At 58.8% G+C, this 24,190-nt stretch carries 29 protein-coding genes and 1 pseudogene; 24 read left to right on the top strand and 6 right to left on the bottom strand.

What is annotated here, in order from left to right; all coding sequences use genetic code 11:
• Positions 1-44 precede the first annotated feature (44 nt).
• The 8 genes from MA07_RS29765 (at position 45) to hfq (ending at position 4,415) form a co-directional block, all read left to right on the top strand.
• The gene (locus tag MA07_RS29765; protein ID WP_152568967.1) at positions 45-317 is read left to right on the top strand and encodes a hypothetical protein; all 273 of its coding nucleotides are present in this window, start codon (positions 45-47) and stop codon (positions 315-317) included.
• A 261-nt stretch (positions 318-578) separates the two neighbouring features.
• On the top strand, positions 579-959 hold the full coding sequence (locus MA07_RS20980; RefSeq protein WP_036356293.1) for a hypothetical protein: 381 nt from the start codon (positions 579-581) through the stop codon (positions 957-959).
• A gap of 377 nt (positions 960-1,336) precedes the next feature.
• On the top strand, positions 1,337-1,540 hold the full coding sequence (locus tag MA07_RS20975; RefSeq protein ID WP_036356289.1) for a hypothetical protein: 204 nt from the start codon (positions 1,337-1,339) through the stop codon (positions 1,538-1,540).
• Between the two features lie 99 nt (positions 1,541-1,639).
• Positions 1,640-1,822 carry a hypothetical protein gene (locus MA07_RS20970; protein WP_036356285.1) on the top strand — a complete coding sequence of 61 codons (183 nt, stop codon included), beginning with the start codon at positions 1,640-1,642 and terminating at the stop codon, positions 1,820-1,822.
• A 9-nt stretch (positions 1,823-1,831) separates the two neighbouring features.
• Complete coding sequence (locus MA07_RS20965; RefSeq protein WP_036356282.1) at positions 1,832-2,446, top strand: hypothetical protein; 615 nt, start codon at positions 1,832-1,834, stop codon at positions 2,444-2,446.
• A 261-nt stretch (positions 2,447-2,707) separates the two neighbouring features.
• Positions 2,708-2,965, top strand: coding sequence for a hypothetical protein (locus tag MA07_RS20955; RefSeq protein ID WP_036356275.1), 258 nt, complete (start codon positions 2,708-2,710; stop codon positions 2,963-2,965).
• 748 nt (positions 2,966-3,713) lie between these two features.
• On the top strand, positions 3,714-4,082 hold the full coding sequence (locus tag MA07_RS20950; RefSeq protein WP_036356272.1) for a hypothetical protein: 369 nt from the start codon (positions 3,714-3,716) through the stop codon (positions 4,080-4,082).
• A gap of 96 nt (positions 4,083-4,178) precedes the next feature.
• Positions 4,179-4,415, top strand: coding sequence for an RNA chaperone Hfq (gene hfq / locus MA07_RS20945; protein ID WP_036356269.1), 237 nt, complete (start codon positions 4,179-4,181; stop codon positions 4,413-4,415).
• Between the two features lie 5 nt (positions 4,416-4,420).
• Here the strand turns inward: hfq and MA07_RS20940 are convergent, their stop codons facing one another.
• Together MA07_RS20940 and MA07_RS20935 are read right to left on the bottom strand one after the other, a co-directional pair.
• Positions 4,421-4,786, bottom strand: a complete 366-nt coding sequence (locus MA07_RS20940; protein WP_152568966.1) for a hypothetical protein — start codon at positions 4,784-4,786, stop codon at positions 4,421-4,423.
• Positions 4,787-4,959: 173 nt separating this feature from the next.
• Entirely contained in the window at positions 4,960-5,562 is a 603-nt protein-coding gene (locus tag MA07_RS20935) for a hypothetical protein (protein ID WP_036356263.1), read from the bottom strand.
• 223 nt (positions 5,563-5,785) lie between these two features.
• Here MA07_RS20935 and MA07_RS20930 point away from each other — a divergent pair, with 223 nt between their 5' ends.
• On the top strand, positions 5,786-5,983 hold the full coding sequence (locus tag MA07_RS20930; RefSeq protein WP_152568965.1) for a hypothetical protein: 198 nt from the start codon (positions 5,786-5,788) through the stop codon (positions 5,981-5,983).
• A gap of 91 nt (positions 5,984-6,074) precedes the next feature.
• Positions 6,075-6,718: pseudogene (locus tag MA07_RS20925) on the top strand (IS3 family transposase); the annotation flags it as partial.
• A gap of 258 nt (positions 6,719-6,976) precedes the next feature.
• Here MA07_RS20925 and MA07_RS20920 read toward each other — a convergent pair.
• Positions 6,977-7,948: a crotonase/enoyl-CoA hydratase family protein gene (locus tag MA07_RS20920; protein WP_036356384.1), complete on the bottom strand. Its 972-nt coding sequence runs from the start codon at positions 7,946-7,948 to the stop codon at positions 6,977-6,979.
• A 531-nt stretch (positions 7,949-8,479) separates the two neighbouring features.
• On the opposite strand from MA07_RS20920, the gene MA07_RS20915 reads away from it, so the two are divergent.
• The 10 genes from MA07_RS20915 (at position 8,480) to MA07_RS20875 (ending at position 18,522) form a co-directional block, all read left to right on the top strand.
• Entirely contained in the window at positions 8,480-10,651 is a 2,172-nt protein-coding gene (locus tag MA07_RS20915; protein ID WP_036356257.1) for an EAL domain-containing protein, read from the top strand.
• Positions 10,648-13,122: an ATP-binding protein gene (locus MA07_RS20910; RefSeq protein ID WP_052003394.1), complete on the top strand. Its 2,475-nt coding sequence runs from the start codon at positions 10,648-10,650 to the stop codon at positions 13,120-13,122. The genes MA07_RS20915 and MA07_RS20910 overlap by 4 nt, the downstream gene beginning before the upstream one ends.
• 95 nt (positions 13,123-13,217) lie before the next feature.
• Entirely contained in the window at positions 13,218-13,424 is a 207-nt protein-coding gene (locus MA07_RS30985) for a hypothetical protein (protein ID WP_244445321.1), read from the top strand.
• Between the two features lie 45 nt (positions 13,425-13,469).
• Positions 13,470-13,565 carry a BA14K family protein gene (locus MA07_RS31335; protein ID WP_348270416.1) on the top strand — a complete coding sequence of 32 codons (96 nt, stop codon included), beginning with the start codon at positions 13,470-13,472 and terminating at the stop codon, positions 13,563-13,565.
• Positions 13,566-13,984: 419 nt separating this feature from the next.
• Complete coding sequence (locus MA07_RS20900) at positions 13,985-14,287, top strand: hypothetical protein (protein ID WP_036356254.1); 303 nt, start codon at positions 13,985-13,987, stop codon at positions 14,285-14,287.
• Positions 14,288-14,367: 80 nt separating this feature from the next.
• Positions 14,368-14,646 (top strand): hypothetical protein, encoded by a 279-nt coding sequence (locus tag MA07_RS20895; protein ID WP_036356251.1) that lies wholly within the window; start codon positions 14,368-14,370, stop codon positions 14,644-14,646.
• Positions 14,624-15,790: a hypothetical protein gene (locus MA07_RS20890; protein WP_052003392.1), complete on the top strand. Its 1,167-nt coding sequence runs from the start codon at positions 14,624-14,626 to the stop codon at positions 15,788-15,790. The genes MA07_RS20895 and MA07_RS20890 overlap by 23 nt, the downstream gene beginning before the upstream one ends.
• 78 nt (positions 15,791-15,868) lie before the next feature.
• The gene (locus MA07_RS20885) at positions 15,869-16,204 is read left to right on the top strand and encodes a hypothetical protein (protein WP_036356248.1); all 336 of its coding nucleotides are present in this window, start codon (positions 15,869-15,871) and stop codon (positions 16,202-16,204) included.
• Between the two features lie 11 nt (positions 16,205-16,215).
• Positions 16,216-16,647, top strand: a complete 432-nt coding sequence (locus tag MA07_RS20880) for a hypothetical protein (RefSeq protein ID WP_036356246.1) — start codon at positions 16,216-16,218, stop codon at positions 16,645-16,647.
• A gap of 1,419 nt (positions 16,648-18,066) precedes the next feature.
• Positions 18,067-18,522: a DUF2867 domain-containing protein gene (locus tag MA07_RS20875; protein WP_052003391.1), complete on the top strand. Its 456-nt coding sequence runs from the start codon at positions 18,067-18,069 to the stop codon at positions 18,520-18,522.
• Positions 18,523-18,582: 60 nt separating this feature from the next.
• Here the strand turns inward: MA07_RS20875 and MA07_RS20870 are convergent, their stop codons facing one another.
• Both MA07_RS20870 and MA07_RS20865 read right to left on the bottom strand, forming a co-directional pair.
• The gene (locus MA07_RS20870; protein WP_036356241.1) at positions 18,583-19,290 is read right to left on the bottom strand and encodes a LysM domain-containing protein; all 708 of its coding nucleotides are present in this window, start codon (positions 19,288-19,290) and stop codon (positions 18,583-18,585) included.
• Positions 19,291-20,014: 724 nt separating this feature from the next.
• Complete coding sequence (locus MA07_RS20865) at positions 20,015-20,935, bottom strand: helix-turn-helix transcriptional regulator (RefSeq protein WP_036356238.1); 921 nt, start codon at positions 20,933-20,935, stop codon at positions 20,015-20,017.
• A 684-nt stretch (positions 20,936-21,619) separates the two neighbouring features.
• Between MA07_RS20865 and MA07_RS20860 the strand changes: the two genes are divergently transcribed.
• From MA07_RS20860 to MA07_RS20850, 4 genes are all read left to right on the top strand, one after another.
• Complete coding sequence (locus MA07_RS20860) at positions 21,620-21,829, top strand: cold-shock protein (RefSeq protein WP_036356235.1); 210 nt, start codon at positions 21,620-21,622, stop codon at positions 21,827-21,829.
• A 199-nt stretch (positions 21,830-22,028) separates the two neighbouring features.
• The gene (locus tag MA07_RS31245) at positions 22,029-22,160 is read left to right on the top strand and encodes a hypothetical protein (protein WP_280114252.1); all 132 of its coding nucleotides are present in this window, start codon (positions 22,029-22,031) and stop codon (positions 22,158-22,160) included.
• Positions 22,161-22,321: 161 nt separating this feature from the next.
• Positions 22,322-22,549 (top strand): hypothetical protein, encoded by a 228-nt coding sequence (locus MA07_RS20855; RefSeq protein ID WP_152568963.1) that lies wholly within the window; start codon positions 22,322-22,324, stop codon positions 22,547-22,549.
• 166 nt (positions 22,550-22,715) lie between these two features.
• On the top strand, positions 22,716-23,465 hold the full coding sequence (locus MA07_RS20850; RefSeq protein ID WP_052003390.1) for a restriction endonuclease: 750 nt from the start codon (positions 22,716-22,718) through the stop codon (positions 23,463-23,465).
• Between the two features lie 28 nt (positions 23,466-23,493).
• Here the strand turns inward: MA07_RS20850 and MA07_RS20845 are convergent, their stop codons facing one another.
• Positions 23,494-23,952, bottom strand: a complete 459-nt coding sequence (locus tag MA07_RS20845) for a sigma factor-like helix-turn-helix DNA-binding protein (RefSeq protein WP_036356229.1) — start codon at positions 23,950-23,952, stop codon at positions 23,494-23,496.
• Positions 23,953-24,190 lie beyond the last annotated feature (238 nt).

The raw sequence follows: 24,190 nt of genomic DNA, 5'->3' as shown, positions 1-24,190 counted from the left end.
AGGCCGAGGCCGCTCCCGCCTTACAGACGCTGGATCCAGGACCCATGGCTAACGCCCGCGACACCCTTATGACTGCCTTCGACGCCCTTATGGCGGCACGCCAGCACAAGGAAGCGCTGCTCCCTGAGCGGATGAAAACCCTCAGAACTGATCCTGAATTCACGGAAGCCGTGGCGCGGGAATACGCCGCCCATTTGGCTTTCGACTTATGTGCGCTCGCCTTCTGTAAGGAATTGAAACGTGAATCAGCCGAAACTGATGCTTCACCTCCCGGCAACGGGAGAGTTGCTCGACGTAAAGGCCCTCGAGGAGGGTGAAGTCCTTGGCCTGAACGAAGCAGGCGATATCCTCCAGTAGGGGTTAGACATCGGCATCTACACTCCGCAGGAGTCACCCTTGGAATTCGGGCTCCACAATCTCCGCGCCCACGAAATTCGCAGGATCAATCCACAGCCGCACGGGTCGGGCACCAATCCCCTGCTCTACCCTCTCAGCAGCCAGGAGAAGAACACCCTTCTCACTGCTCTACTCCACTACCACGAGGACGGCCTAGGAGAGCCCTTAAACGGTCGAACGAGGTGCACCTGTTAACCTCTGGAGAAGCCGAGGACCTCGACGAGGACATCTCCCTCGATCAGGATGGGGTATCGGAGTTTCTGAGCCGTTTGCGGCAGTCGGAGGGCATAAAGTCGCTTAAACCTGCCGCCCTCGATCCGAAGGATTTCAGCGACCATGATCTGTGCCTGACACTCGAAGAAGTGCGCCGCCGCGGCTGGGCCGTTGCCGCTTATAATGTCAGCGACGTTGAGGCGCTGATCAGCGATGACGTCGATCCGACTCTGACGGACGACGAGATCCGCGCTTGGTTGCTGGATAATCAGGGCCATCTCCAGCACGGCATGTGTGCCGCGATGCACGACGCCGTCAATGCGGAATGGAGCCGCTCTGACGAAGGCTGACGCCTAGCCCTCCAACCACGCTCTACCGTCGATCTGACCGACTTCCCGCGGGAGGAATCCTTCTCCCGCGGTGCTTTCCGCTTGCCTTCCTTTCATGGAGATCCCGGACAATGGCTTATCCCCCGATTGCAGTCGCCAACACCCTGATCCTACGGCACGCAGCGTCTGGTGGCATCACGCACATGCGGATCCAGACGCTGTGCTACCTCCTCTATGGATGGTAGATCCCGATCCTGGGCAAGCCGCTGCTGACGGAGGCTCCGGAGGTTTGGGCCAAGGGGCCCATCTTCGGCCGCCTGTTCTCCCAACTATCCCATCATGGCGACGCCCCGATCCTGCAGCCGGTCGCAATCAAGCCGTCGGATGCCGACTACCCGGTGATTCCGGAGGAGGACCGGATCAGCCACGAGTTGATCGAGTGGGTCGATGAACGCCATGCGGGCCTGTCCAGAACGAGCCTCGAGGTGCTGGCGATTGGCCCCAACTCGCCATGGCGGCGTGTCGTGGAAGAGCATTCATTCATGCTCTCTGACCCGGTGGAGATCCCGCAGGCGGTAATCGCCCACCACTTCACCGCCTAGGCGCGGCAGGTGTCAGTGATCCAGTAGCGCGGCCTATCCTCTGGGCCCGATCCCGCGATCGGGTCCTCCTTCCCACTTCCAAAGCCGTTGGAGGCTCCCTTGCCGAAGAACCCCGGTCTTCTCACCGATGAAGGCCTTGTGTCCCTGAAACGCAGCGTGGTCGCAATCTGCCGCCACCCCTACCGAGGAGAACGGCCCTTTGTGGCATTCGCCACCCACCTCGGCGGCGGCGCGTTCGCGACGATCTGCGACGGGAAACTACAGCTTCCCTTCGACAAGTGAGATGGGCTCGTGCGCTATGGCAATCTTCGGGTTCACCTCCTCGATGGCTCCGGCCAGATGTTCTGGATCGACTGGATCTATAAGACGCCGGTCGTGCCGATTTCGATCCTGCAAGTCCGCGGCGACGGCGTGCAGCGCTGGCCAAGCCCAGACATCGCCACGATGGCTGCTATGTCGGGCAAGAACCACCTCTGGCGGATTGGATATCCCCGAGGGGTATTCGGCGACCAGTACCTCGATATCCCCAGCCTCGGCACCGAACCGCCGCAGGTGGTAACAGACGGCTGGATATGCACACATCCCGTCATGACGTACTTCCGGAACGGCGCTGATGAAGATTACGGCAAAATGACCATGATCGCGGATCATACGTGTTTCGGATACCTCAACAAGAGTGATCTCGGTGGTCCTGTCGTTGATAACGTAGGCTACCTTGCTGGAGTTCTCGTCGGGGTCGACCTTGGCTCTCAAGAGAGCCACGTCGGGGCTTACGTTCCCGCTGACCTGATCATGCCTTTCGTCGGCTTTGCATGCGCCTCCAAGGTGTATCACCAGTTCCGGTATGCTCTCCATCCTGTCGTGCACCAGGTCGACGAGAGCGAAGGTCTTGCTTCCGCCGCATAAGAAGTGGAGATTTCTCTCCAATTCAGAATGCGACAAAGGGGACATTGAAATCCCCGAAAGTAAACGCTTCACCAGGACGCTGCGATATCACGTTGATGGCACCTCGTTAGCTGCCTGAAGCCCTTAAGCATGTCCGAAAGGCTCAATTGCCTTCTGCCGAATTCTTCTGCAGAGTTCAGGAACTGCCGAGGCTCTCGGCGTACGAGAGCCTCGGTACTCAAGACGATCAGGGGAAAACCTCTGACCTGATAGGGGGATACCATGAAAGGCTCTGCAACTACCTCTGACAGCGTCGATCCGTATGCGACACTCGACGCCATCCTGAAGGTTATCAAGCGAACATGGCTGACTGAGGAGTGGCGGCTGGAGGACGTTCGCCTCCTGGCCCAAGAGGCGATCAAGGGCCGCCCCAAGAGAGCGCCTCAGGAACCCGCGACCCGCACGCCTCATGTTCGAAAGAGCCGGTCTGGGATCAAGCAACTGCGGATTACGAGTTCAGAGCAGTCTCTCAGCCTCTGATTTCGGATCATAACTTCCATTGTCTGACGAGATCGGCATAGGCATCGCTCAAGGCCTCCCGGCTCTCGCGCATCGGAGGGTTGCCACCGCAGATCACAGTCATTGATCAAGAGATTTTTTATCGATTTGAAATCGCGCAAGAGGGGAAATTGAAATCCCGGGAAGATCGACCTGAGAGGAGGTTAAGATAGAACGTTAGATAAGCTAATTGCAATGAACAGCACACCTGCCTCATCTGTTGGTCCATAGACCGTACTGCAGCAACACTTTGAACAAAGTAGCCTTTTGGCCAGGTACACGGCGAACATGTAACCCGACCGTTGCCTCAGCCTCTGATCCTCGCTGACGCGGATCCATCACCTCCGGATCCAAAACACCAGGTAGCATTGAGCACCGCTGACGGGCTCCCTATCCCTTCAGGGACGAGAGTGGACCGACCTTCAACCTAACGGTCACCTACCGAAAAGAGGCCGCGGGAGTGCCACAAGGCACTAACAACCTCCCGCGGCTTCTTTTTTGCTCGTTGAGCTAAACCCCAACAATGCGCCGGTCCAGCCGACAAGCACCACTGCCGGTTTGAACCTACAGCGTCGAGACGGCTCAATCCCGATTTCTGCAAATCCGGGAGAATTCTGAATTCAGAAAAGATCAGCGAAGGAAAGGTTTCAATCCCAAAAAGGGAAGTCAGGTTTCTCAGATCAAAAGTGAGCAAGGCTCGTTTCGATTCCCGAAAATAAGGATGAGTTCGATGACAAACGCAGCAAACACCTCCGTCGCAAACGTCGCCAACGCCAAGCGCCAGACCACCTACCCGCGCCTAGTGACGCCCAAGACCATCAAGGAGGGCAAGAACAAGAACGGCACCGAGCTCGTCAGCTTCATCGGCGAGTACAAGAGCCGTGGCTCTGACAAGGTGCGGACGATGTTCCACTCCGCGAGTGGTTGCGCTTTGGACGCCATTCGCGCAACCCTGAAGGAAGGTCAGCCGATCCGCGTGTTCGGTGTGTTCGACGAAATGCCGGCCGACGGTGAACGTCGCGCAAAACAGATTTTCCGGATCATCGGCAAGAGCCTTTCGCGTGAGCAGGTTGCCGAGGAGATGCAGCAGGCCGCGTAAGCCGGCCATGAAGAAGCCGCCTTCGGGCGGCTTTTTTCTTGCACGGGGCCGCAAACCCCGCTGTATAGATAAGCATCGCCCAATCAGGAGAGCACAGTGGCCAAGCCAGTGACCCCGCAGGAGCAGGACTGGTTCTATGAGCGTCTGCGCGACGCGAAAGTGGACGTGCAACTGTTTCTGGTGAACGGCGTCAAACTGATCGGGCGCATTGATCATGTCGATCGCTACACCATTCTCCTGTCGAGAGGCTCTAGCTCCCAGGTCGTCTACAAGCACGCAATCTCGACGGTCGTCCCACCCACAGGCTTCGAGATTGGCGGCCCAGACTCGTAGCCAGATCAGGCAGCGACAGCCTGCGGAACTGACCTTCCAGAAACTTCAGCCGCTGGTGAAGAGATTGCAGAACCCCTAGCGGTGACCTTTGATTTCGATGCCTCGCCCCGAAGTGCCTCATAGCGGGCAACGAACTCATGATTGGCTCGGGTCAGTTCCTTGATCTCGCCTTTGAGGTCGCCGATCTCCAGCTTCAGCTCTGACACCTGCTCGACGAGATTGTCATCCTGCCGGATCTGAGAGCGGAGCCCGCGGATCACCACCTGCTGATCAGCAACCTTGGCCTCGAGCTTCTTGATCCTGCGCTCAGCCTCTATCAGCAGGCGCTCTGGGGTTTTCTCCTGCTCCACTGCCTTCATAGCGCCCGCCATAGTGCCTGCCCCTTCGCTTCTCTGGTGATGTGTTGATTAGAACAAAACATGAACTTGTGCCGCAGGTCAACGGGACAGCCTGTCGCGCTTCTTGTGAGCAGATCAGGGTGAGCCAAAAGGAAAGGGCGGCCCGAAAGCCGCCCTTTTTGAACTTCGGGAGCGTCTGGTGCGACTTAGAACAGAAAATCGTCGGCCGTCAGCTGGCCTTTGAAGCCCTTCAGGCTGATCCTGCCCTGCGCCGTCACGATCACAGCACCCTCGTCAGAATAGTTGATGGAGCTTGAGAACTCTTCAAATGCCGTAATCCCGGAGTTTGAGAAGTCGATAACATCCTCGCCCTGGGTGAAGTCCGTAATCTTGTCCTTGCCGAACTTGGCATCGAACGTGAACGTGTCCGCGCCGGCTCCACCTTTCAGGATGTCATGGCCTGTGCCGCCGTTCAGAACGTCGTCGCCCTCCCCGCCGAAGAGCTTGTCGTTGCCCGCGCCACCCAGGATCTCGTCATTGCCCACACCCCCGTCAAGGTGATCGTGACCGACACCGCCGTCGATGCTGTCGTCACCCAGGCCGCCCCAGACTTTGTCGTTGCCGAAGCCGCCGATCAGCTTCTCGTTGCCAGCACCGCCCCAGATCTTGTCGTTGCCGGTACCGCCGTCCAGCGTGCTGTCGGCATCAGTGCCATACAGCTTGTCGTTGCCGCGGAAGCCCTTGATCACGTCTTTGGATTTACCGCCGCGCAGAACATCGTCGCCGCGGCCCCCTTTATTCTTTGCCATTGTTGTTTTCTTTCAGAGAGGTTGCCTCTGACGCAAGAACTAACGGACGGTGCGCCCACGGGACAAGTAGACTAAATGTCCTATACGTATTTACCGTAAACGGCTCTATGCTTCAGTCGCTCGGTTTAATTCTTAACATTCGCTGAACAGGGAGCGCAGGGGTCAGATCATTATTCGGGACGAGGCAGCAAAAACTCAGATTTGAAATCCCACGAAAGTGATCATGAGCATGCTCAAGGTGACGATGCATTTCTCATACGGACGCGACGCATGGTCGGGTCTGAATTCGAAGGCGACATTCGACGCCATTCTGGCAGGCGAGCGCAGCTCGACAACACGATTTCCATCGTGGCCAGGATATGAGCGCTGGAAGGCTCTGAAGGTTGACGACCATGTCGCGTTTACGCCGAGCGCGACATGAAGGGCCGCTTTGTCGATGTGACGGTGACTGAGGTGCCCCGCGTCATAGATTTAGCGCGATGCAGCGAGGCGGAACTCGCCGCCTGGTCACCTATGGATATCGGCGGATCATTGCCCTGCTGCGAGGGGCCGGCTGGCGGGTGAACAAGAAGCGGGTCGAGTGAATCTGGCGGCGGCAGGGGCTGAAAGTGCCACAGAAACAGCCGAAGAAAGGACGCCTTTGGCTCAATGATGGATCCTGCATCCGGCTGCGGCCAGAGTATCCCAACCACGTCTGGTCGTATGCCTTCGTCGAGGACTGCACCCATGGCGGGCGCAAGTTCCGCATACTCAACATCATCGACGAGTTCACGCGCAAGTGCCTGGCGATCCGAATGAGCCGGAAACTGAAAGCGGTCGATGTGATCGACGTGCTCTCGGATCTGTTCGTCCTGCGAGGCATCCCAAGTCATGTTCGTTCCGATAACGGACCTGAATTTGTGGCCAAAGCGGTCCGTGAATGGATCACGGCCGTGGGAGCCAAGACGGCTTACATCGAACCCGGTAGCCCCTGGGAGAACGGCAACTGCGAGAGCTTCAACTCGAAGCTTCTGGATGAACTGCTGAAGGGAGAAATCTTCTACACCTTGGAAGAGGCAAAGGTGCTCATCGAAAGCTGGCGCCGGCATCACCAACTGTGCGCCCGCACCAGAGGTCTTGCTACCGGCTTCCAAGCTGGCGCCTAGACCGACCCTGAATTAACATCACACTCGGATCACCCACTCGGGGCAGGCCAAGCGCCCGTGCCAACTCGCTCGATCTGATCTCAGGGCAAGCCGAAACACGCTCTATCTTCTGGATGCCGCTCATTGGGTTCTGGTCGAGGTGCTGGTGGTCTGGCTGTCAGTGACACCGCCGGAGACCATCAGCAACCGATTCGGGAGTTGATCGAACGAGACAATTCTAGAAGCTCAATTGCTCAGAAACTTTCTAAGCTTCCAGGCAGAGCCGCCGGCTACTCAGGTTTGTCCGAGCGGCGTTCCTGCGCAGCGACAAGCCGCATCATCTTGCGCAGATCCTGCTCGTCGAGATTCAGGGCGGTTTCGACCCAGATGTCGACGATGTCGCGCAGTTCTTCATAGGTGACTGGGGCAATACGCCTCCGTGAGCGGTAGATCGCCCTGTGAGCATTGTGCTTGCGCCGGTTGCGGGCGATGTAGTCCTTGACTGCATTTTCTCCCTGGCCATCCTCGGCAAGAACATCGACGACTCCGAGCTGATGCAACTCCTCGGCGGTGTAGACCTTCCCGCTCATGATCATCTTCTCGGCGGCGGCCGTTCCGATCTTCCGAGAGAGGAAGCTGTAGGCTCCCATGCCGGGAAACAGGTTGAACAGCACCTCGGGCAGTCCCATCTTCGCGCTCCTCTCGGCGACGAGCACATCGAAGGACAGGGCGCATTCGAACCCGCCGCCCAGCGCATCACCCTGCACCAGGGTGATCGTGATCAGGGGAGTATGGAACGCCATTGAATTTCCGTACACCACATCGATGCAGGCATAGGCATATTCCCGAAGGCCTTGAGCATCCTTGCGCTGGATGCAATTCGCGAAATACGCCAGATTGCCGCCGAAATTGTACACGCCGGGCGTCTGGGATCCGGCGACGAAATATTCGAGGTGCTGACGCTGCTCGCGGTTTCCCTCCTCCATGATCGCCCGCACGGATTCCTGGACGCACATCATGTCCTGCAGAAGCTCCATCGTGATCATCGGATGTCGGCTCGGACGCATGGCGGCCCAATAGATCTTCTGATCAAAGTCGAGGTTCACGTCGATATGCGGCAGCAGGAGGTTGGTCGAGCTGGGCCCGTCTCGCTCGACTGCGGGCCTCGTCGCGGAAATAGTAGGCGTCGGGATCTCGCGATCTAAAGTGGTTTGTTCGTTAGGATAGGAAAGGCCATTGGCTTTGGCCAGCGGGGACAACATCCTGTTCTCCGTCATAGAGAATTTCAACGCAACGAGCTTCATCTCGCTGTCGAGCGGCACCCTGGGAGGGGAGCCCTTCCTTAAGGATAATGATCCCTTAACAGTATTGTTGGTAGTCTCTAGGAAGATTTGTCTCAGATCGTGGTTAATGCTATTATGTGATAATCAGAAAAACATGAAATTGTATTAATATAATATTATCATAAACTAAGTCATAAGCTCGAGTCACAAGAATTTACATTAACCAAATAAATAGAAAACCAACCAAAGCAGCATACATTCTCTACGTCATTGAAGTATGAATAGTATCCTGATCATAAGCATGTTTCAGGTAATCTGGGATGCAAGAGAGCGATCAGATAGCAGATACGGATGGACTATCGAGAAAGATAAACGGCACGCTTTAGGACATACCACGCGATCCGCGGAATGGCATCGGAAGAAAAGGTCGAGAGTCCGGGTTTTCTGAGCAGGTTCAGCAGGGGCCGAGGATCGATCTCACGAGCAGTCCGGGGATGCCGGGGGCAACATATGGCAGTCATTCTGATCCTCGACGATAAGAGCACGAACCGCAACATCTATTCCAGGCTCTCCCAGACGATTGAGGAAGGTGCGGTGGTGCATGCCTTTGCATCGCCGGTTGAGGCGCTTGAATGGCTCCAGGGCAACGCTCCGGACCTGATCGTGACCGACTTTCGGATGCCTGGTATGGACGGAGCGGAATTCACCAAGCATGCGAGGGGTAGCGTCAACGGAGTAGATGTCCCGATCATCGTCATCACCGCCTATGACGACAGGGCCTTCCGGCTTCGCGCCTTGGAGGCGGGTGCGACCGACTTTCTCCGATCACCTGTTGACCATTATGAGTTCGTCACCCGCGCACGCAACCTCCTCAAGCTGCAGCGCCAGCAGCAGCAGATCAAGGGCCGGGCCCGGGCTCTCGAGCAGCAGTTGCGCATCAGCGAGCGCTCTCAGGAGGAACTTGTCCGCAGCAGCCGGGAAGCTCTGGCGCAGGTGATCGACACCGTCCCAGCCCTAATCAGCGCCACCGATAAGAACAGCCGGATCGTCTTCGTCAACGCCCATTTCGCCGATTTCGTCAGTTCCACGCCGGAGGCCTTAACTGGGAGGCTGCTCAGCGACGTTCTGCGCAGCAACAAGCCGGACTTTAGTCACCATGTACACAGATCCATTCTGAAGAACCAGCGGAGTGCCGTGAGCTTTGAGGAGAGCATCGTCGACATCTCCGGAGCCGAACGGGCTTTCCTGACCACCAAGACCTTGATGCCTGCCCTTGCGGGTGCAGAGACGAGCGTCCTGACCACATCGGTCGACATCACGGAACGCAAGCAGGCAGAAAGCACACTGCGGCATATCGCGCTGCACGACACACTGACCGACCTTCCCAACCGGAGAATGCTCAACGACTGGATCGAGCAAGAGCTGTCCAGCGAGGGCACGCGTTTCGCGATCCTTCTAATCGATCTCGACCGGTTTAAGGCGGTTAACGACGCTCTCGGCCATGCCGGCGGCGACCGCATGCTCCAGTTGGTGACAGGCCGCCTCCTCGGAGTGGTCTCGAGCACCGATCTGGTCGCGCGCATGTCCGGTGACGAGTTCGTGGTCGTGCAGGCGAATATCGCAGCGCCGGAGGATGCGGCGACCCTGGCGCGCAGGATCATCGATTCCCTCTCCGCGCCGTTCCTTCTCGAGGAGACCGAAGTTCGGATCGGCTGCACGATCGGCATCACCCTGGCGCCCTGCGACAGTGGAAATGCCGAGAAGCTTCTACGGTATGCTGATCTCGCCATGTACCAGGCAAAGGCCGAGGGCAGGAACACGCTGCGCTTCTACTCGCCCGAAATGGACAGCATCTCGTGGAACAACATCAGCTTGGAGGCCGACCTCCGAAAGGCGATCGCGCAGGAGCAGTTCGAGCTCTATTACCAGCCTCAGATCGATCTTGCGACAGGAGCCATCGCGGGGGCGGAGGCGCTCCTGCGCTGGAGCAGGCCCGAGTTCGGCCTCACGTCGCCTAACGTGTTCATCGACATTGCGGAGGAAACGGGGCTTATCAACGAAATCGGCGCCTGGGTTCTGGCGACCGCCTGCACGCAAGCGGCGGCGTGGCAGAGTCTTGGTCACGGCCCGATGCGAATCTCGGTCAACCTGTCGCCGGTGCAGTTCCTGCGCCAGGATGTCGTCCAGCTCGTCGAGGATGCCCTCAGGACGACAGGCCTCGACCCCGCCTCCCTTGAGATTGAACTCACGGAAGGCAGCCTGCTCAGGGACGTCGAGCGTACCAAAAAGGTACTGCGCAGCCTCAAGGACCTCGGGGTCAGAGTCGCCATCGACGATTTCGGCGTGGGCTTTTCCTCCCTCAGCTATCTCAAGAACTTCGACGTCGATACCTTGAAGATCGACCGCTCCTTCATCTCGAGCCTTCTGGCCGGAAATCGCGACGAGGCCATCGTCAGGGCGATCATATCCCTGGCCCGGAGCCTCAAGCTGAAGGTGGTCGCCGAGGGCGTCGAGACTAATCCACAGCTAGCCTGCCTGCTTAGCCATGCCTGCGATGAGGCTCAGGGTTATCTGTTCAGTCGCCCCGTGCCGCCCAGCACCTTCGAAGCCCTGCTCAGGGATCATCCCCGCTATCTGCTGCGGAGCCAGAGCGTATCACCCAAGAAGGTCCAGACTTCGTGATCGCCGACATCCTGTCACGGCTGAGAAACAGCCCTGATCGCGAACATGAGATGAGCCTCAACAGGCTCATCTTCCTGAGCCTGATCGCGGCCTATACATTCTGGATCAATCCGTCGGTCCCGCGCGAGGCGCTAATTGCTGCGACAATCTTCGCTTTCGTCTCAGTAGGCATCGCCGTTCATATTCTGCTCAGGCCGAACCAATCGACGATCCGCCGGATCATCGCCATCGTCAGCGACCTCGCGACAGCCTCCGTGCAGCTCCACTACGTCGGAGAAACGTCATCCGTTCTTTTCCTACTCTATCTCTGGATCACGTTCGGCAACGGATTCCGCTTCGGCCTCCGCTTCCTCTATATTGCGGTGGCTGTCTCGGTGGTCTGTTTCACCATTGTCATCTACACGACGCCGCGATGGCGCGACGACATCTATCTCTCGGCGACCCTTCTGCTGAGCCTCATCGTGCTCCCGCTCTATGCCAGCACGCTGATCCGGAAGCTTTCAAACGCCAAGGCACAGGCGGAAGCGGCCAATAGAGCGAAGACCTTGTTCCTCGCCAGCGTCAGTCATGAGCTGAGAACGCCGCTGAACGCAATTATCGGCCTGTCGGGCCTCATGGCCGGGGCGGATCTCGACGCGGAGCAGCGCGGCATTATCCGCACCATCGGCTCCGCCGGCGAATCCTTGCTGCGGCAGATCAACAGCATCCTGAACCTGTCGCGCATCGAAGCAGGAAAGATGCCGATCGAACGGATCGACTTCGATCTGCTGGAGGTCCTGTCCACCGCTCGCGCTATGGTTCTCATGCAAGCTCAGCAGAAAGGGATTCGGACAACGATCCATATCGCCTCGCATACGCCCTTGCAGCTCTATGGTCCGAAGCATCATCTCGAAGAGATCCTGCTCAACCTGCTCGGTAATGCCGTCAAGTTCACGGAACGGGGCTATGTCACACTCGCAGCCGATCCCGTAACCGAGAACGGAAGGAGCCTCGTTCGCTTCGTCGTGTCCGACACGGGCATCGGCATCGCCCCGCAGGCCATGAGCAGGATCTTCGACAGCTTCACCCAAGCTGACGAGACCATCATCAACCGCTTTGGCGGAACGGGCCTTGGCCTCTCCATCTGCCGGCAGTTGATTGAGGCCATGGGCGGCCGGATCGGGGTGGATAGCCGGGAGGGCCATGGCAGCTCGTTCTGGTTCATCTTGCCGATGGAAGCATCGGCTACGGACGCTCCCGGCGATCAACAGCCTCTCCCGATCCAACCCCTTCTGGTTTGCGACGATTCAGACCTTGCACGGGTCTTCGCGCTCCGGCTCGGCGGTGGGGGCGATTGCCCCGTCGTTCGGAACCCTCTCGAGGGGAAGGAATGGATCCTGCAGACCCGGAGCGAGCATATCGTTCCGTTCTTCTGCAGCGACATGCCGGCAGACTTGCTGGCCGCAGAGATCGAAAGGGCGGCCCTTCCCGTTCCTCCGGTGCTGATCCGCCCGAATGCATCCCGCAATCTTGCGGAAACAAGCCTGATGCATGTGTCGAGCAGCGTGCTGTCGCTCGATTTCACGGCAGAAGAAGCGCGAACCGCCGCGAGGGCGGCAGCTGCGCAGACGTCTTGGGCGCGATCGTTGTGGGGCGAGGCGGGCAGGCTGGAGCTGCCGGTCGCGTCCCGACCTCTCTCGATCCTGGTGGCGGACGACAACGCCACAAACCGCTTGGTGATCTCAAAGGTGCTCGAGCGCGGCGGACATGCCGCCCAATGCGTCGAAAACGGGGAGGAAGCCCTCAATGCCTTGGAGGCAGAGTGCTTCGACCTCGTCATCATGGACATCAACATGCCCGTCATGACGGGCATCGAAGCCGCCAACCTGTTCCGGTTCACGGAGCCCCAAGGCAGGCGCATCCCGATCATCGCACTAACGGCCGACGCGACGCCGGAGATCGTCGCCGAGACCCGCGCCGCAGGGATGGATGCATGTCTGACCAAGCCGGTTCAGCCGGCGGTGCTGCTAAAGGCGATTGAGGAGCATGCCGGCCCAACTCCCCCCGAAACTCCAATCGAAACCGCTCCTGCTGCTAGTTCGCCGGATACCCTTTCCCCCGTCATCGACCAAGCCCTGCTCAAGGATCTCGAGCAACTGGGAGGAAGAGACTTCGTCCTTGCCCTCGTAGAAGAATTCTTCTCGGACGCGGATGGTCTCATTGATGCGCTACGGGACGCCGCAGCCGCAGGCGACTCTCATAGGTTCCGCCTTGAGGCTCACGGACTGCAGAGCGCATCCGCGAATGTGGGCGCAAGAACTGTGCACGAGATCTGCGTCGGCTGGAGAGGTATCACCAGCGCAGATCTCACCGCGAATGGAGCCGAACAGGTTGAGAGGTTGGCAGATACCCTCGAACTGACCCACAATCTGCTGAAGAAGCGCCTTCGACCCTCGGAGCGAGCGGCGAGTCATGAGACTTCTGCGATCTGAGCGGACACCAAGAGTTCTGGGGCGGACATCGGGCATACGGATCTGGCGCTCGCCCCAGATTTAGAAGGCTCATCCTCGGAGGATTGGAATTCTCGGTGGTTTTATGTCCCCGCAACCACACGCCGGAAATCACCAAGGAATACCCGGGCGAAGGTTACACCCAGTACCGCCGTTACTATGGTGGCCCGCGCTACTATCATGGCCCCCGCTACTACCGCCGCGGTGGCAGCGGCGGAGCCGTCGCTGCAGGCGTTCTCGGTCTGGCCGCCGGTGCCCTGATCGCTGGGGCGATCGCCAACTAGGCGCAGGCTGCACCTCCGCCGCCTCTCGGCACAGTCGATCCCCGCCTGGCGGCCGACTGCGCCCGCAAGTACCGGTCGTACGACCCGAACACCGGAAGTTTCCGCGCCAGCAACGGCATGCGCTACGTCTGCACGTACTAAGTCGTTCAGAACCGAACGAACCGAAAGAGGCTCCTTTGGGGCTACTTTTTGTATCCGGGCCTTCAAACCCCGATGTCGAATTCGAGGAGCAGTCCGATTTTCTCTAAAATCATCCCGATGATCCAATGATTTGAGAAACCCCGAAAGGTTTGCCATGATCGAAATCGCTCCTTCTGAAGCGCCGAGCATTCCCTCGGATCCGATCACAGAGGTCGGTCACCTGCTGATCCGGGCCTAAAACGGAGACCATTTCGCCCCTTTCTTGGTCCAAGGTCATCCGTCCATGGGGGAGCAGCCGGATCGCATCGTCCGTGCCTGCTTCTACTATGCGATCGTCATGACGCCGAAGATCACGATGACCTACGACAATTGCGGCCGCGGCGGCAGGTGCGACATGACCCCGATGAGATTTCGGTCATTTGGAAGATCCCGCTTTCCTCGAAAAGCTCGGGACCAACTTCGAGGCGCTTCAAGCCGGTACCGCCGCCATCACGGCGAGGCGAGGCCGAGGGCAAGGTGCTCAAGGCCGCCTGACGGAAACAATCCGTCCCAGTCATCGATCCGGAATACAGGCGACCATGAAGATCGACATCACGGCCTACGATGACAAGTTCGCTGCCACCCTGAACGGTAACCACCGCAATCTCGACATCGGCGCTCGACGCCCGGTGAAGCCATTGGTGCCCTCGTCCAGAGCCGCGCCACCGAAACGGGCATCCTGATCAATCAGCCTGACGGTACGTCCATCGGCTCGGAACTCCAGACACCGTTCTATTCCGACCTGCTCGAGTAGAACCGCCGAATGTCCGAGGCCCTCGAGAACCTCGAAAAGGAACTCCCGATCGCGATCTCCTATGCCGAGGCTCATGGCCTAAAACCTGATTTCGGCGGCTCGGCCGTGCACAGCGTCCTGTGGCGCTGTCAGGGTGTCGTCACTGACGGCTTGGGAAAGCCGTCCCCTCAAGGGTTAGGGCCGGCAAAGAACATCTTGCCAGCCCGGCTGATCCGGCCCAGGCTCCCGGTCCAGATGATCCGCAGTGCTCGGAGCCGTACCGTCGATGACCGCCACCTCGCCACTTAGCAGCTTCGCCTGCCTGGATGGCCAGGAAAGCCTCGTCTTTGGACAGCGGCCAGATGGCTCTATCGCTCACATTTCTGAGGTGCCCCGCGGCATCGCCTGCGGGTGCACGTGCCCTCGCTGCGGGACTCCCCTCGTTGCCAGGAAAGGCGACGTTCAGGATCATCACTTCGGGCACCAGGGCACCGCCGACGGGCGGCCCTGTACTACCGCCCCTGAAACTGCTCTTCACAAATTCGCCAAGGAACTCCTGGAGCGAAGGCTCGAGCTTTTCCTGCCGACCCTCGAACTAACTGACGGACAAGAACGATGGATCGGCTTCGAAGGAAAGAACTTCCGCTTCGACTACGCGCTCCTTGAGAGCCGCCTGGGAACCATCGTTCCGGACGTGGTCGTCTGGAAAGGATCTCGCGACCTCATCGTTGAGTTCGCCGTTGCCCACGAATGCGGCGCGGAGAAAATTGCCCGCATCGTCGAAATGGACATAGGCGCCATCGAGATCGATCTGTCCCGACTGCCTCGGGACGTCTCACGAGAGGGTCTGGAAGACGCCATCCTCACTACAGCCAATCGCAGGTGGCTCCACAATCCAAAGCTCCGACAAGGCGAGGCCGAGTTGGGGGCACGGCGCCGCCAAAAGGCGGATGCTGTTTCCCGAGGGGCAAGCCCCCTTGCGAAGGCCTACCTCGCGGCTCTTGAAAGGCTTCGAACATCCCGTCGCCCCTGTCTTCCCATAGGTAGGATCAAAGCCGACTCCATGGAACACGCCATCGGACATGAGGTGCCTGGTTGGGGATGCTTCAGGGTCCCACCTTGCGACTGGCAGGCAACGATCCTCGCCGATGTGATCGAACAGGCCGTGTCAGGTCACCGGTCATACATCACTGTGAAGGACGCCCTTAGGAAACTAAAGGAGCGCGGCTGGATCAACACCCGCTTTAGCCGTATTACTGAGGTGGAGGCTACCGCACTTCGGGCGAGCAAAGCAAATTTCGACTTCCCTGATGGGGCGATTTCATCTTGGGCCGCCCTCCTCTCGCGCCAAAGCATCCTGGTCCCGGTGATCGGCTGCGACCGGTGGATCCTCCATCCTATGATCATCAAGGAGATTCAGGCAAGGCGCTCGCTCGCCAAGCAGGGCAAATAGACCGCCTGATCTGGGTCTTTCGTTTCTCCGGTCATGTTCATGAAGAGATGATCGGACAAACCCGGAAAGGATCCTGCGATGGATGCAAGCCGCTACACCCTGAGGCTTCACAAGGACTTCCCGGGCAAGGGCTGGCTCCTGGAGCTCCACATGAAGGATTCCGACGAGGATGACATCGCCTTCGTCGACACCTTCCGCGCCACCGCCTTCCGCTACCTTGGCGCCGCACCGCATGGCTTCACCCGCCACGAGGATGGCAAGCGCTTCGTCGACACCTGCTGGTTCCTGCAGGGCGACAGCTCCGACTGGCTGATGTTCGAATTCTGGACCAGCGACCAGACGGCGATCCTCGACGGCGTGATCCGCGTCATTGATGCAATGAACATGCAGGGGATCCCGGTCGTTTTGCAGTGAGAGGGCATTTCATGGCCGATCACTTCAACTCGATCTACTACGTGCTCGATCCCAAAGGGACCGTGCACCGGATCAGAACCGAGACCATCGGAGACCTCCGGGCCCTCGACAGCTTCCGCCGCCAGTGTCTCGTCCACGGCTACACCGCCAAGAGCGAGGCCGAGGTCGCACACGCGATAGCCGAGAGGCTCCACGAGCAGATCTTCCCTGGCGACCCGATCAGGCACGAGATCCAGAACGCGTTCTGGGATGCGAGCGGGACTATCGTCGACCACCCCACGCCCAAAGCCTTCTTCGAGGCCGTCGGTTATGTCGGCACCGTCAGGAACCGCTGCAAAGCGCGGCATAAGAAGATGCTCAAAGACGAGATGCAGCCTGACGGCAGCTTTGCCTACGTCGATCCGGCTCCATACCACGTCGATCTTCCGGGCTTTACGCCCTAGCCGATCCCAACAGCCATAAGTTTCAGAATTGGAGAACTGACGTGAACGCCATTCAGACCGCTCCCGAACCCTTCCTCATGACTGTCACCCCTGACGCAAGCCCATCTACACATCCTAAGCCTGATGCTCAGCGTATCTCATAACAGCGGGTGTTCCCCCGCGATTAGGCTTGAGCGTATTCATATCAGTTTGTACTGCCGGAATACATTTTCACGGCAGAAAGGGACGCGCTCTCACTGTGTGCGCGTCCCCAAACCCGCCAGGAGCGGCCTGGAGGCCGATCGAGGCAGGACAAGGCTCCACAAGGGCCCTCTTCCGGCCCGGGAGGGGCCACAGGCCCCGTTTTACGTCCCGTGTGACCCTACCCCGCCGACGGTCATAGCCTGCGGCTGTCGGATACCTCTGAAGCCAACAGACCCCATACAGGAGGGGTCTAGAGGGAGGTTTAGGGGCAGGATATTTTTTAGGGCCCAATACCCCAAACGTGCCGCACCTCCGGATACAGCACGTTTGGCTAGTCTAACATTGATCTCTGCGAGGCTGTCCCGGCGCGCTTTGGGTGAGCTCAAATCGCACGATCCAGACGGATCGTGGCCGGGTGGGTGCGAGGCTACCGGTTGCTCAATGCAACCACGCCTCGCAATCCGGACGCGAAAACCGCGTCCTTCGTGAATACTATCTGAATACTTGCCGTCGCAGAACGCTCCGGCTGCGGGCGGACGACAAGCGTCCTCATGCTCTTTCGGCTTCCAATGCTCTCAGGAGCAGCTCGGCCAGGCTGACAAGCAGCCTCCGTCACCGTGGAAATGGACGCGGCGAGAGCCGCCACGGCATCTGCCCGATTGTTCAGGGGCCATGCAGCCCCTCCTCAGGCTGATACGCTCCCGCTATCGGCACCTAAGGTGCCGCCGCGCAGGAGCGCCACCCGCGTCTCTGCGCGGGAGTGCCCAGCAGCGCCGCATAACTCTGCTCCGGGAGCAGGACGAACGACCCCGATCTGGTCCAGACGAGCTCATGGCCTCATCCCGCGTCGGACTATTTCTTTGCACGATTGCATGAAGCGCACACGGGCGCTTGCCTAAATTCCGACTTTATGGCGCTCCTTTACTGCTTCGCGAAACTCTTGCTCTGGCCGGGAGATAGGACGTTGATGCGTGCGGCAGAACCAGACACACAAGGCGCACTCGCCCTGGCATCGTCGCCAGGCGGAACCGGCGGGGAAGGCCCCCCGCCTTCAGACCCCGGTCTCAAGGGTTCAACCATGAGGCGGCTGGGCGAGGTCCTGCGTGCTGATTATGCTCAGATCGTTCAGGAACCTGTTCCAGAGGCTCTGCTCGCTGTCTTGGGTCTGGCCAGCGATCCGCGGCGGCCTACCTAGTGGCATGGTCTCACGCCTGATGCCGTCGATTTAGCCAGGTCATAGTCGGTGCTCCGCCTATTGCTATAGATCCGCCCCTCCCCGGTGCCGACTTCACCGACTCCTATTCCATCCAGGTTGCCGAACCCCTCCACGCGCGTGAAGCGGCCCGGCGCATGATGGAGCGGCGGCCTCGGTGGGTGAGCGGCCTCCTCGTGCTGCGCAACCTCGCCGTCACGCCATTCGGTCTCAAGCGTGGACCGCCGGCGGGGGCAGAGCGGATTGGGATCTTCCCCGTCGTAAGTGCGTCGCCTGAGCGGGTGGTGATGGGGTTCGACGATGCCCATCTGGATTTCCGGGTTGTGGTCGAGGTCGCGCCAGCGCGAGACGGCCAGACGGTCACAGCGACGACTTTCGTCCGCACGAGAAACCGCCTCGGCCGGATCTACCTGGTCGCGGTGAAGCCGTTTCACCGCGTGATTGTCAAAGCCATGTTGGCGCAGGTCGGGCGGAACTGAAGCGAAAGCTTAGTTCCGATATGTCATACGGATGGCCTGACCTGCCGGACCCTGTTCTCCTCAGAGCTTGGTGCCGGTGATCTGGAAGGGAGCAGAGCGCACCTTCCACTCTGTCTCTTCGGCAGCGACCGTCACCACAAAACGCTCCTGACCGGTGCTCCAATCTGGTATTCGCACGGTTGCCTGGAGGGTTCCATCTGCACCGGTCTTGGCTTGCTGGAGAACCTCATAGGCGGTCCGGGGCGCTCCGCCGCCGATGACCACCGCCGTATTGGCGGGGAGACCCTTGGCAGAGACGGTCACCGTCGTGCCGACCGTACCGTTGCCGGGCGTCAGCGAGACCTCAGCCTTGCTCACATCGACGTCCGTCGACTTGATACGATCGCCAATGCCGCCCAGCCGTTGGCGCAGATCCGGGTTCTTATCGAGGAGGTTGTCTACGGACGACGTGACATCCTTCGCCATTCCGCTCAGCGCGCTTCCGGCTTCGCGGGCAAGCGACCCAAGGCGCTCGGTTGTCGGCTGATCTGTAGAGGCGGCGAGTTTTAGGTCCTGGCCGACCCGAAGGTCGTCCGACCCCTCAACAGCCGGGTTCGCCCGCAGGATTGCCGCTTCAGAGGTATCGCAGCGAGCCGCAATGCTGCTGAGAGTGTCTGATCGGCTTACCTTGGTTGTGTCCCCACAGGAGGGCGCCGGTTGCGCCCAGCCTGAGCTGGCGCCGAGGAGCGCAAAGGCCAGAGAGGCATGAAGGAGATGGCGGGGGTTCATGGAACTATCCTTATGTCCGGCAAAGCCAGTGCCAGTGTGCTCCTGGCGAGGTAGTGCACCAAAGGCCTGCAACGGGTCAGATCATTGCAAGGATAACCGGTCCCGGTTGAATTCGTTGCCCGGCCATGCTGACTCCGAGACATTTAGGCGGCCGCCCATGGGTCATGCTCATTAGTCCATCTTCTGAATTAGACGCTTCCCATTTCAGCAGGATCATTGTCCTGTTTCTATTCTGCATACACAACGCCGGAAGTTGGACGATTCAGGTTCTAAAGGGATGCCTGCTGGGTACAACCTCTTCGGTGCAGGTATCGTCCAACTTCCGGGATGCAGTACCCTCACTTCCAAAGCTACCGAACTCTCATTAGGCACTTCCGCCGGTCACTTGGCCCCAAACATCTCCTGCTCAAGCCAAACGAGTTTCCCAAGCCTCACTAGAATTGAGATCACAAATCTTTACGGGGTTCGTTCAGCCTCCACCCAAACTGAGACCTGAAGGAGGAATTAGAAATAAATGAAACCGAATTTGCGTGCGTGGCCGCCCCTGCAGTAAAAGGGAGCATGACCCGTTTCGCAAATCACTCCACTTATTCCAGACTGGCTCTCACGGCTGGCATCACACTGGCTCTAGGAGCCTGTCACAGTCCAATCCCGAAGCAGATTGGTGTCGTGGAACCGGTCGCGTCACCAGCTCCCACCGCCTCATATCTGTGAGCGGGCTTTCTCATTTCTTCCTGTTGTAGGCCCGCTTTGGGGCTCCGGCCCCTTCTGAGGCCTTCGACTTCTTTACGCTGTCCGTTCCGCGCGACTTCAAAGCAGCCTCTCGGCCAGACGCGCTTTCCGTCTTCGGCGGACGGCCCCGGCGCTTGGCTGGCGCGGGGGCGCTGCGCTCGAACAGATCACCTTCGGCATCCTTCGTGCCCGAGGCTTCGCTCGTTACTGAGCTTGTTGCTCCAGCAATCGAGCGTGCGGCTCCGCTCCGACCGCTCTTCGCCGCCAACCCCGTAGCACTTTCACCCTCGGTCTTTGCCTTGCGCGGACCTTTAGGCACCCGCTTGGCTCCGGTGACGGATGCGGCACCTGCCTCACCAATTCCGGCCTTGACCGCGCTCACCAGGTTTTCAACCTGTGTTGAAAGCCTGTCGACCTTTGCGTTGGTCTGATTATTATCCTTAGCGAGACGATCCTGGACTTCAACGATGCGCTGCAGGATCCCTTCGAGCCCGGCTGGAGCCTCAGGCGCTTCAGAAGCCTTTTCGGCCTTGCCCGACTTACGGGTGTCTGCCGCTCTCGTCCGCCGGACAGGCGGTGCCGGAGCATCCTCGCTGCTGATCTCCCACGATTCCTTACGAAGTTCTTTAAGGAAATCTGCGCCAGCTTGGTGCCCCCTGACCACGATCCGAGTGCCCACAAGGCGCAGAAAGGGAATGCCGAGTCCGTCGGCGATCTTTTCGAGCACCAGGACGGTGACGTTCGAGGTCATCTTAAGCAAGCTGTCCAGGTGCCGGTCGCTGATGCCGATATGCTTCGACATCTCCGTCACCGACCATCCCATCATCCGCTTTATGGTCTCGAGATTGGCACTCACGTTCTGGAGCGTCATGCTCTCTGAGAAGTCATCTTCCGAAAATGACTGGCGGCTCATCCGTTCCCCTCAATACAAACACAGACCAAACTCGCTTGATCCAAGGGCTGAGCATCACCCCTCCAACCCGCAAGGCGAGGAGGCCGCTTCAGGTTGCAGCCCTGAGACCATCGGCCTCCGGTCCGCACCTTGAAACGTGATTATCTGCCCTTGTTCCCATTTCGTGAACACGAATTGTGATCTGAGAATGACTTTACGAAACACAGGAATTAAAAGAAGGCAAGCAACGGCGAAGGGGAATTTCCAAAATCCCTCTAAGGATCCATCAAGCGGGAACGCGCCTGCCGGAGGGTCTTTTAACCATAATTCGGCAAGTTCTGCCTTTATTTCGATCGCACTTGAATTGACCGGACCTGCCAGCGTGATTTGATTAGGCCCATGAGGTTCGAAACATAATAGGGAATCTTTGAATCGAGGGGCTACCGAGACAGAGCCGGGCATCCCGGTCGGTTCTACAGAGCGACAGCCGCGGCCCGAAAGCATTTGAGAGACGAGCCGACCAGTTCTGGGCCGAGGTCACCGGCCGGGAGCAACCCCGGCACTCAAAGGAGCGTTAATCCTGATTTTGCCTCTATATTGCCACGGTACCCCTGCCCAACTAGCCTCCTTCGCGTGACGGACCTGTCACCGGAGGGCGGAACATGACGTTCCGCTAGAGGAAACGACTAGGGACTAGGGACGAGAATGGCGACTGGCACAGTAAAGTGGTTCAATGAAACCAAGGGATACGGCTTCATTCAGCCGGACAATGGCGGCAAGGACGTATTCGTTCATATTTCAGCGGTGGAGCGCGCAGGCCTTCGCAGCCTGCAGGATGGGCAGAAGATCTCCTACGAGATTGAGCAGGATCGTCGCTCGGGAAAAGAATCCGCGACCAACCTGCAGCAGGTCTGAGACCCTTTAAGTCTCGGATTGCTCCGCCTTTACGCTGAGCCGCTCCAGTGTTGGAGCGGCTTTTTTTGTTGCGCCTGACCTAATGGAGAATCCTCAGTATGGCAGCTTCGACCCCAGAGTTCCTCAGCGATGAGCGGTTCATCACGAACACCGAAAAGTGTTCGTGATGTTTATGGGCCGAGACGACTCCTCGGAAGAGATGTCGACCAAGGAGTTCCCTCGCCTTCAGCAGACCGTCAAACTCGACACCTACCCGATGGCCTATCTCCGCCTCCAACGCGCCGGCTCCCGCTTTGTCCCCTACCGGCGCAAGAAGACGGAGGTCGCGTAAATCTACTATAAGGCAGGGGAACATGCGTATTACGGCTACTGCATTGCTCTCGGCATCAAGCCCGAGTGATTGGGCTCTCCTGCACCTGCCTATTACCATTCCGGCGAGGAGAACTATTTGTATCGGTCAGGCTCTCAGATCGGCCGATGGAAGGAGATGCAGTGACCACCCGTCTTATGGAAACCTTGGACCGCGATGCGGCTATCATGCGAACCAAGATGGCTGAAGTCATGCCGGCTGCCGACGGTGAAGCACGGCAGGCTCGGGAACTGATGATCCTGCTTCATACCGGGCTCTTCGTCATTCAGAGGGACGAGACAAGCACTGTGGAGGAGTTGCGCGAGTTCGCCGGTCAAATCCTCGACAGAACCCGGATGACTAAACAGTAGCTGTCGAAATAATCCTGTGAGTTCTCTCGGTTTTGGCTCAGTGCGAAGCCGTCGGTAACCGCGCTCAGCTATCGACAACGGCTGGTGATCATGGCGATGACCGGCATTTGGCACGGTAAAGGGAATGTTTCGGTACCTCTGGAGGCACAAGGCGTTCAGCGCTGCGATGCTGCTTCTGTTCGGCGTAGGCCTCTATCTACACCCCATTGCCGCCTGGGCCGGGCTCGCGCTGCTCCTGTTCTTGCGGCTGACCAAGGTTCACTCGCTTCTGCTGATCTATGATCTAACGGACCGAGCGGCCTTAAGGCATGTCCGGACCCTGGCGACCAAACGTGCCCATATGCTCTCACCTGACGAGTATGGAAACATCTCAGAGGAAACCTGGGACAGGCACCTGAACACCTTCATCAAGAAGACGCTTGTACCGGAGTTCCAGCGCCGGAAGATCGATCATCTCGTCGCTAAGGACCCAAAACGGTACGTTGCCCGCCTCAGGACCCGGATGAACCGGATCATCGATCGGCACCAGCCGACCGAGGCTGCAGTCGAGTTTGACGATGCGATGACCGGCCGGGAGTTTGAGCTCTATTGCCGTGATGTGCTTCACGAAGCCGGATGGCAGGCCGCGCTTACTCCCGGATCGGGCGATCAAGGTGCCGACATCATCGCGGAGAAGGATGGCAGACGGGTGGTCATCCAGTGCAAGTTTTACAACGGCACCGTTGGCAACAAGGCTGTTCAGGAAGCCTATGCGGCCGCTGCGTTTCAGGATGCTCCTTACGCTGTGGTGGTCACAAACTCTGTCTACACAAAATCTGCCCACCAGCTCGCGCACAAAAACGGCGTGCTGCTGATGCACCACTCGGATCTGGAGCGGCTAGACCTGATCGTCACCAGCGGGGCAGGTACCCGCTGATACAAGATTCCATTCAGATGCTTGAGGCTTACAGGAAGTCGTCGATCGACAATTGCGCCGTGTTGCTCGGCTTAGGCCTCGGCTTCTTTGGGCCCTCCTCGACACCTGCGGCAACAGGCTGCTTGCGCGGGATCGGAGTATCCTCAGTTTGCATGCGCTTCATGCGAGCTTTCGCCTTATTGCGGGCTTGGGCTTCCTCCGACTGGGGATCTTCGACCAGCCATTTTCCTCGTTTCAGAACCTCATTCACCCTGCCCTGATTGACCCCAAGCTGGAACGCGATCTCCTGCTGGGTCATGTCGGTGGTGCTATGAAGCTCAAGGATCTTGCGGGCGAGCTCTGGCGTCATCTTTCGCCCGGATACCCGACGCGCCGGTGCGATCGACCGCGTCTTCTTCTCCTCTTTGCGCATCTTCTCGAGGATGGCCAGGGCCATATTCATGCCTTGAGCCCGCAGGGCTTCTTCGAATTGCTTCAGCGTGGCCAAAAGAGAGACTCCTGAACTCCTGCCCCGATGCACCCGCACCGGTTCAGACTGACTTTTGAACGACGAAGAGGTGATGACACAATCCAGAAGCCCCGCACGGCGGCTGGAAGACGTCCGCTTCATTACGGCGGCCCGAAACAGAATAGAGTCCATGATTCGTGTTTTTCAAGCGGGATAGGCAATTTGGTTGTTGATCTGTTCCGCTACACTCTGGCCGCTGGTTCCTGTGGTGTTGTTC

Origin of the sequence: Microvirga sp. BSC39 (assembly GCF_000739015.1) — a bacterium.
In the GTDB taxonomy this organism is placed as follows: domain Bacteria; phylum Pseudomonadota; class Alphaproteobacteria; order Rhizobiales; family Beijerinckiaceae; genus Microvirga.
The sequence above is the reverse complement of the archived record's forward strand: the minus strand, read 5'-3'. Positions and strand labels throughout refer to the sequence as shown.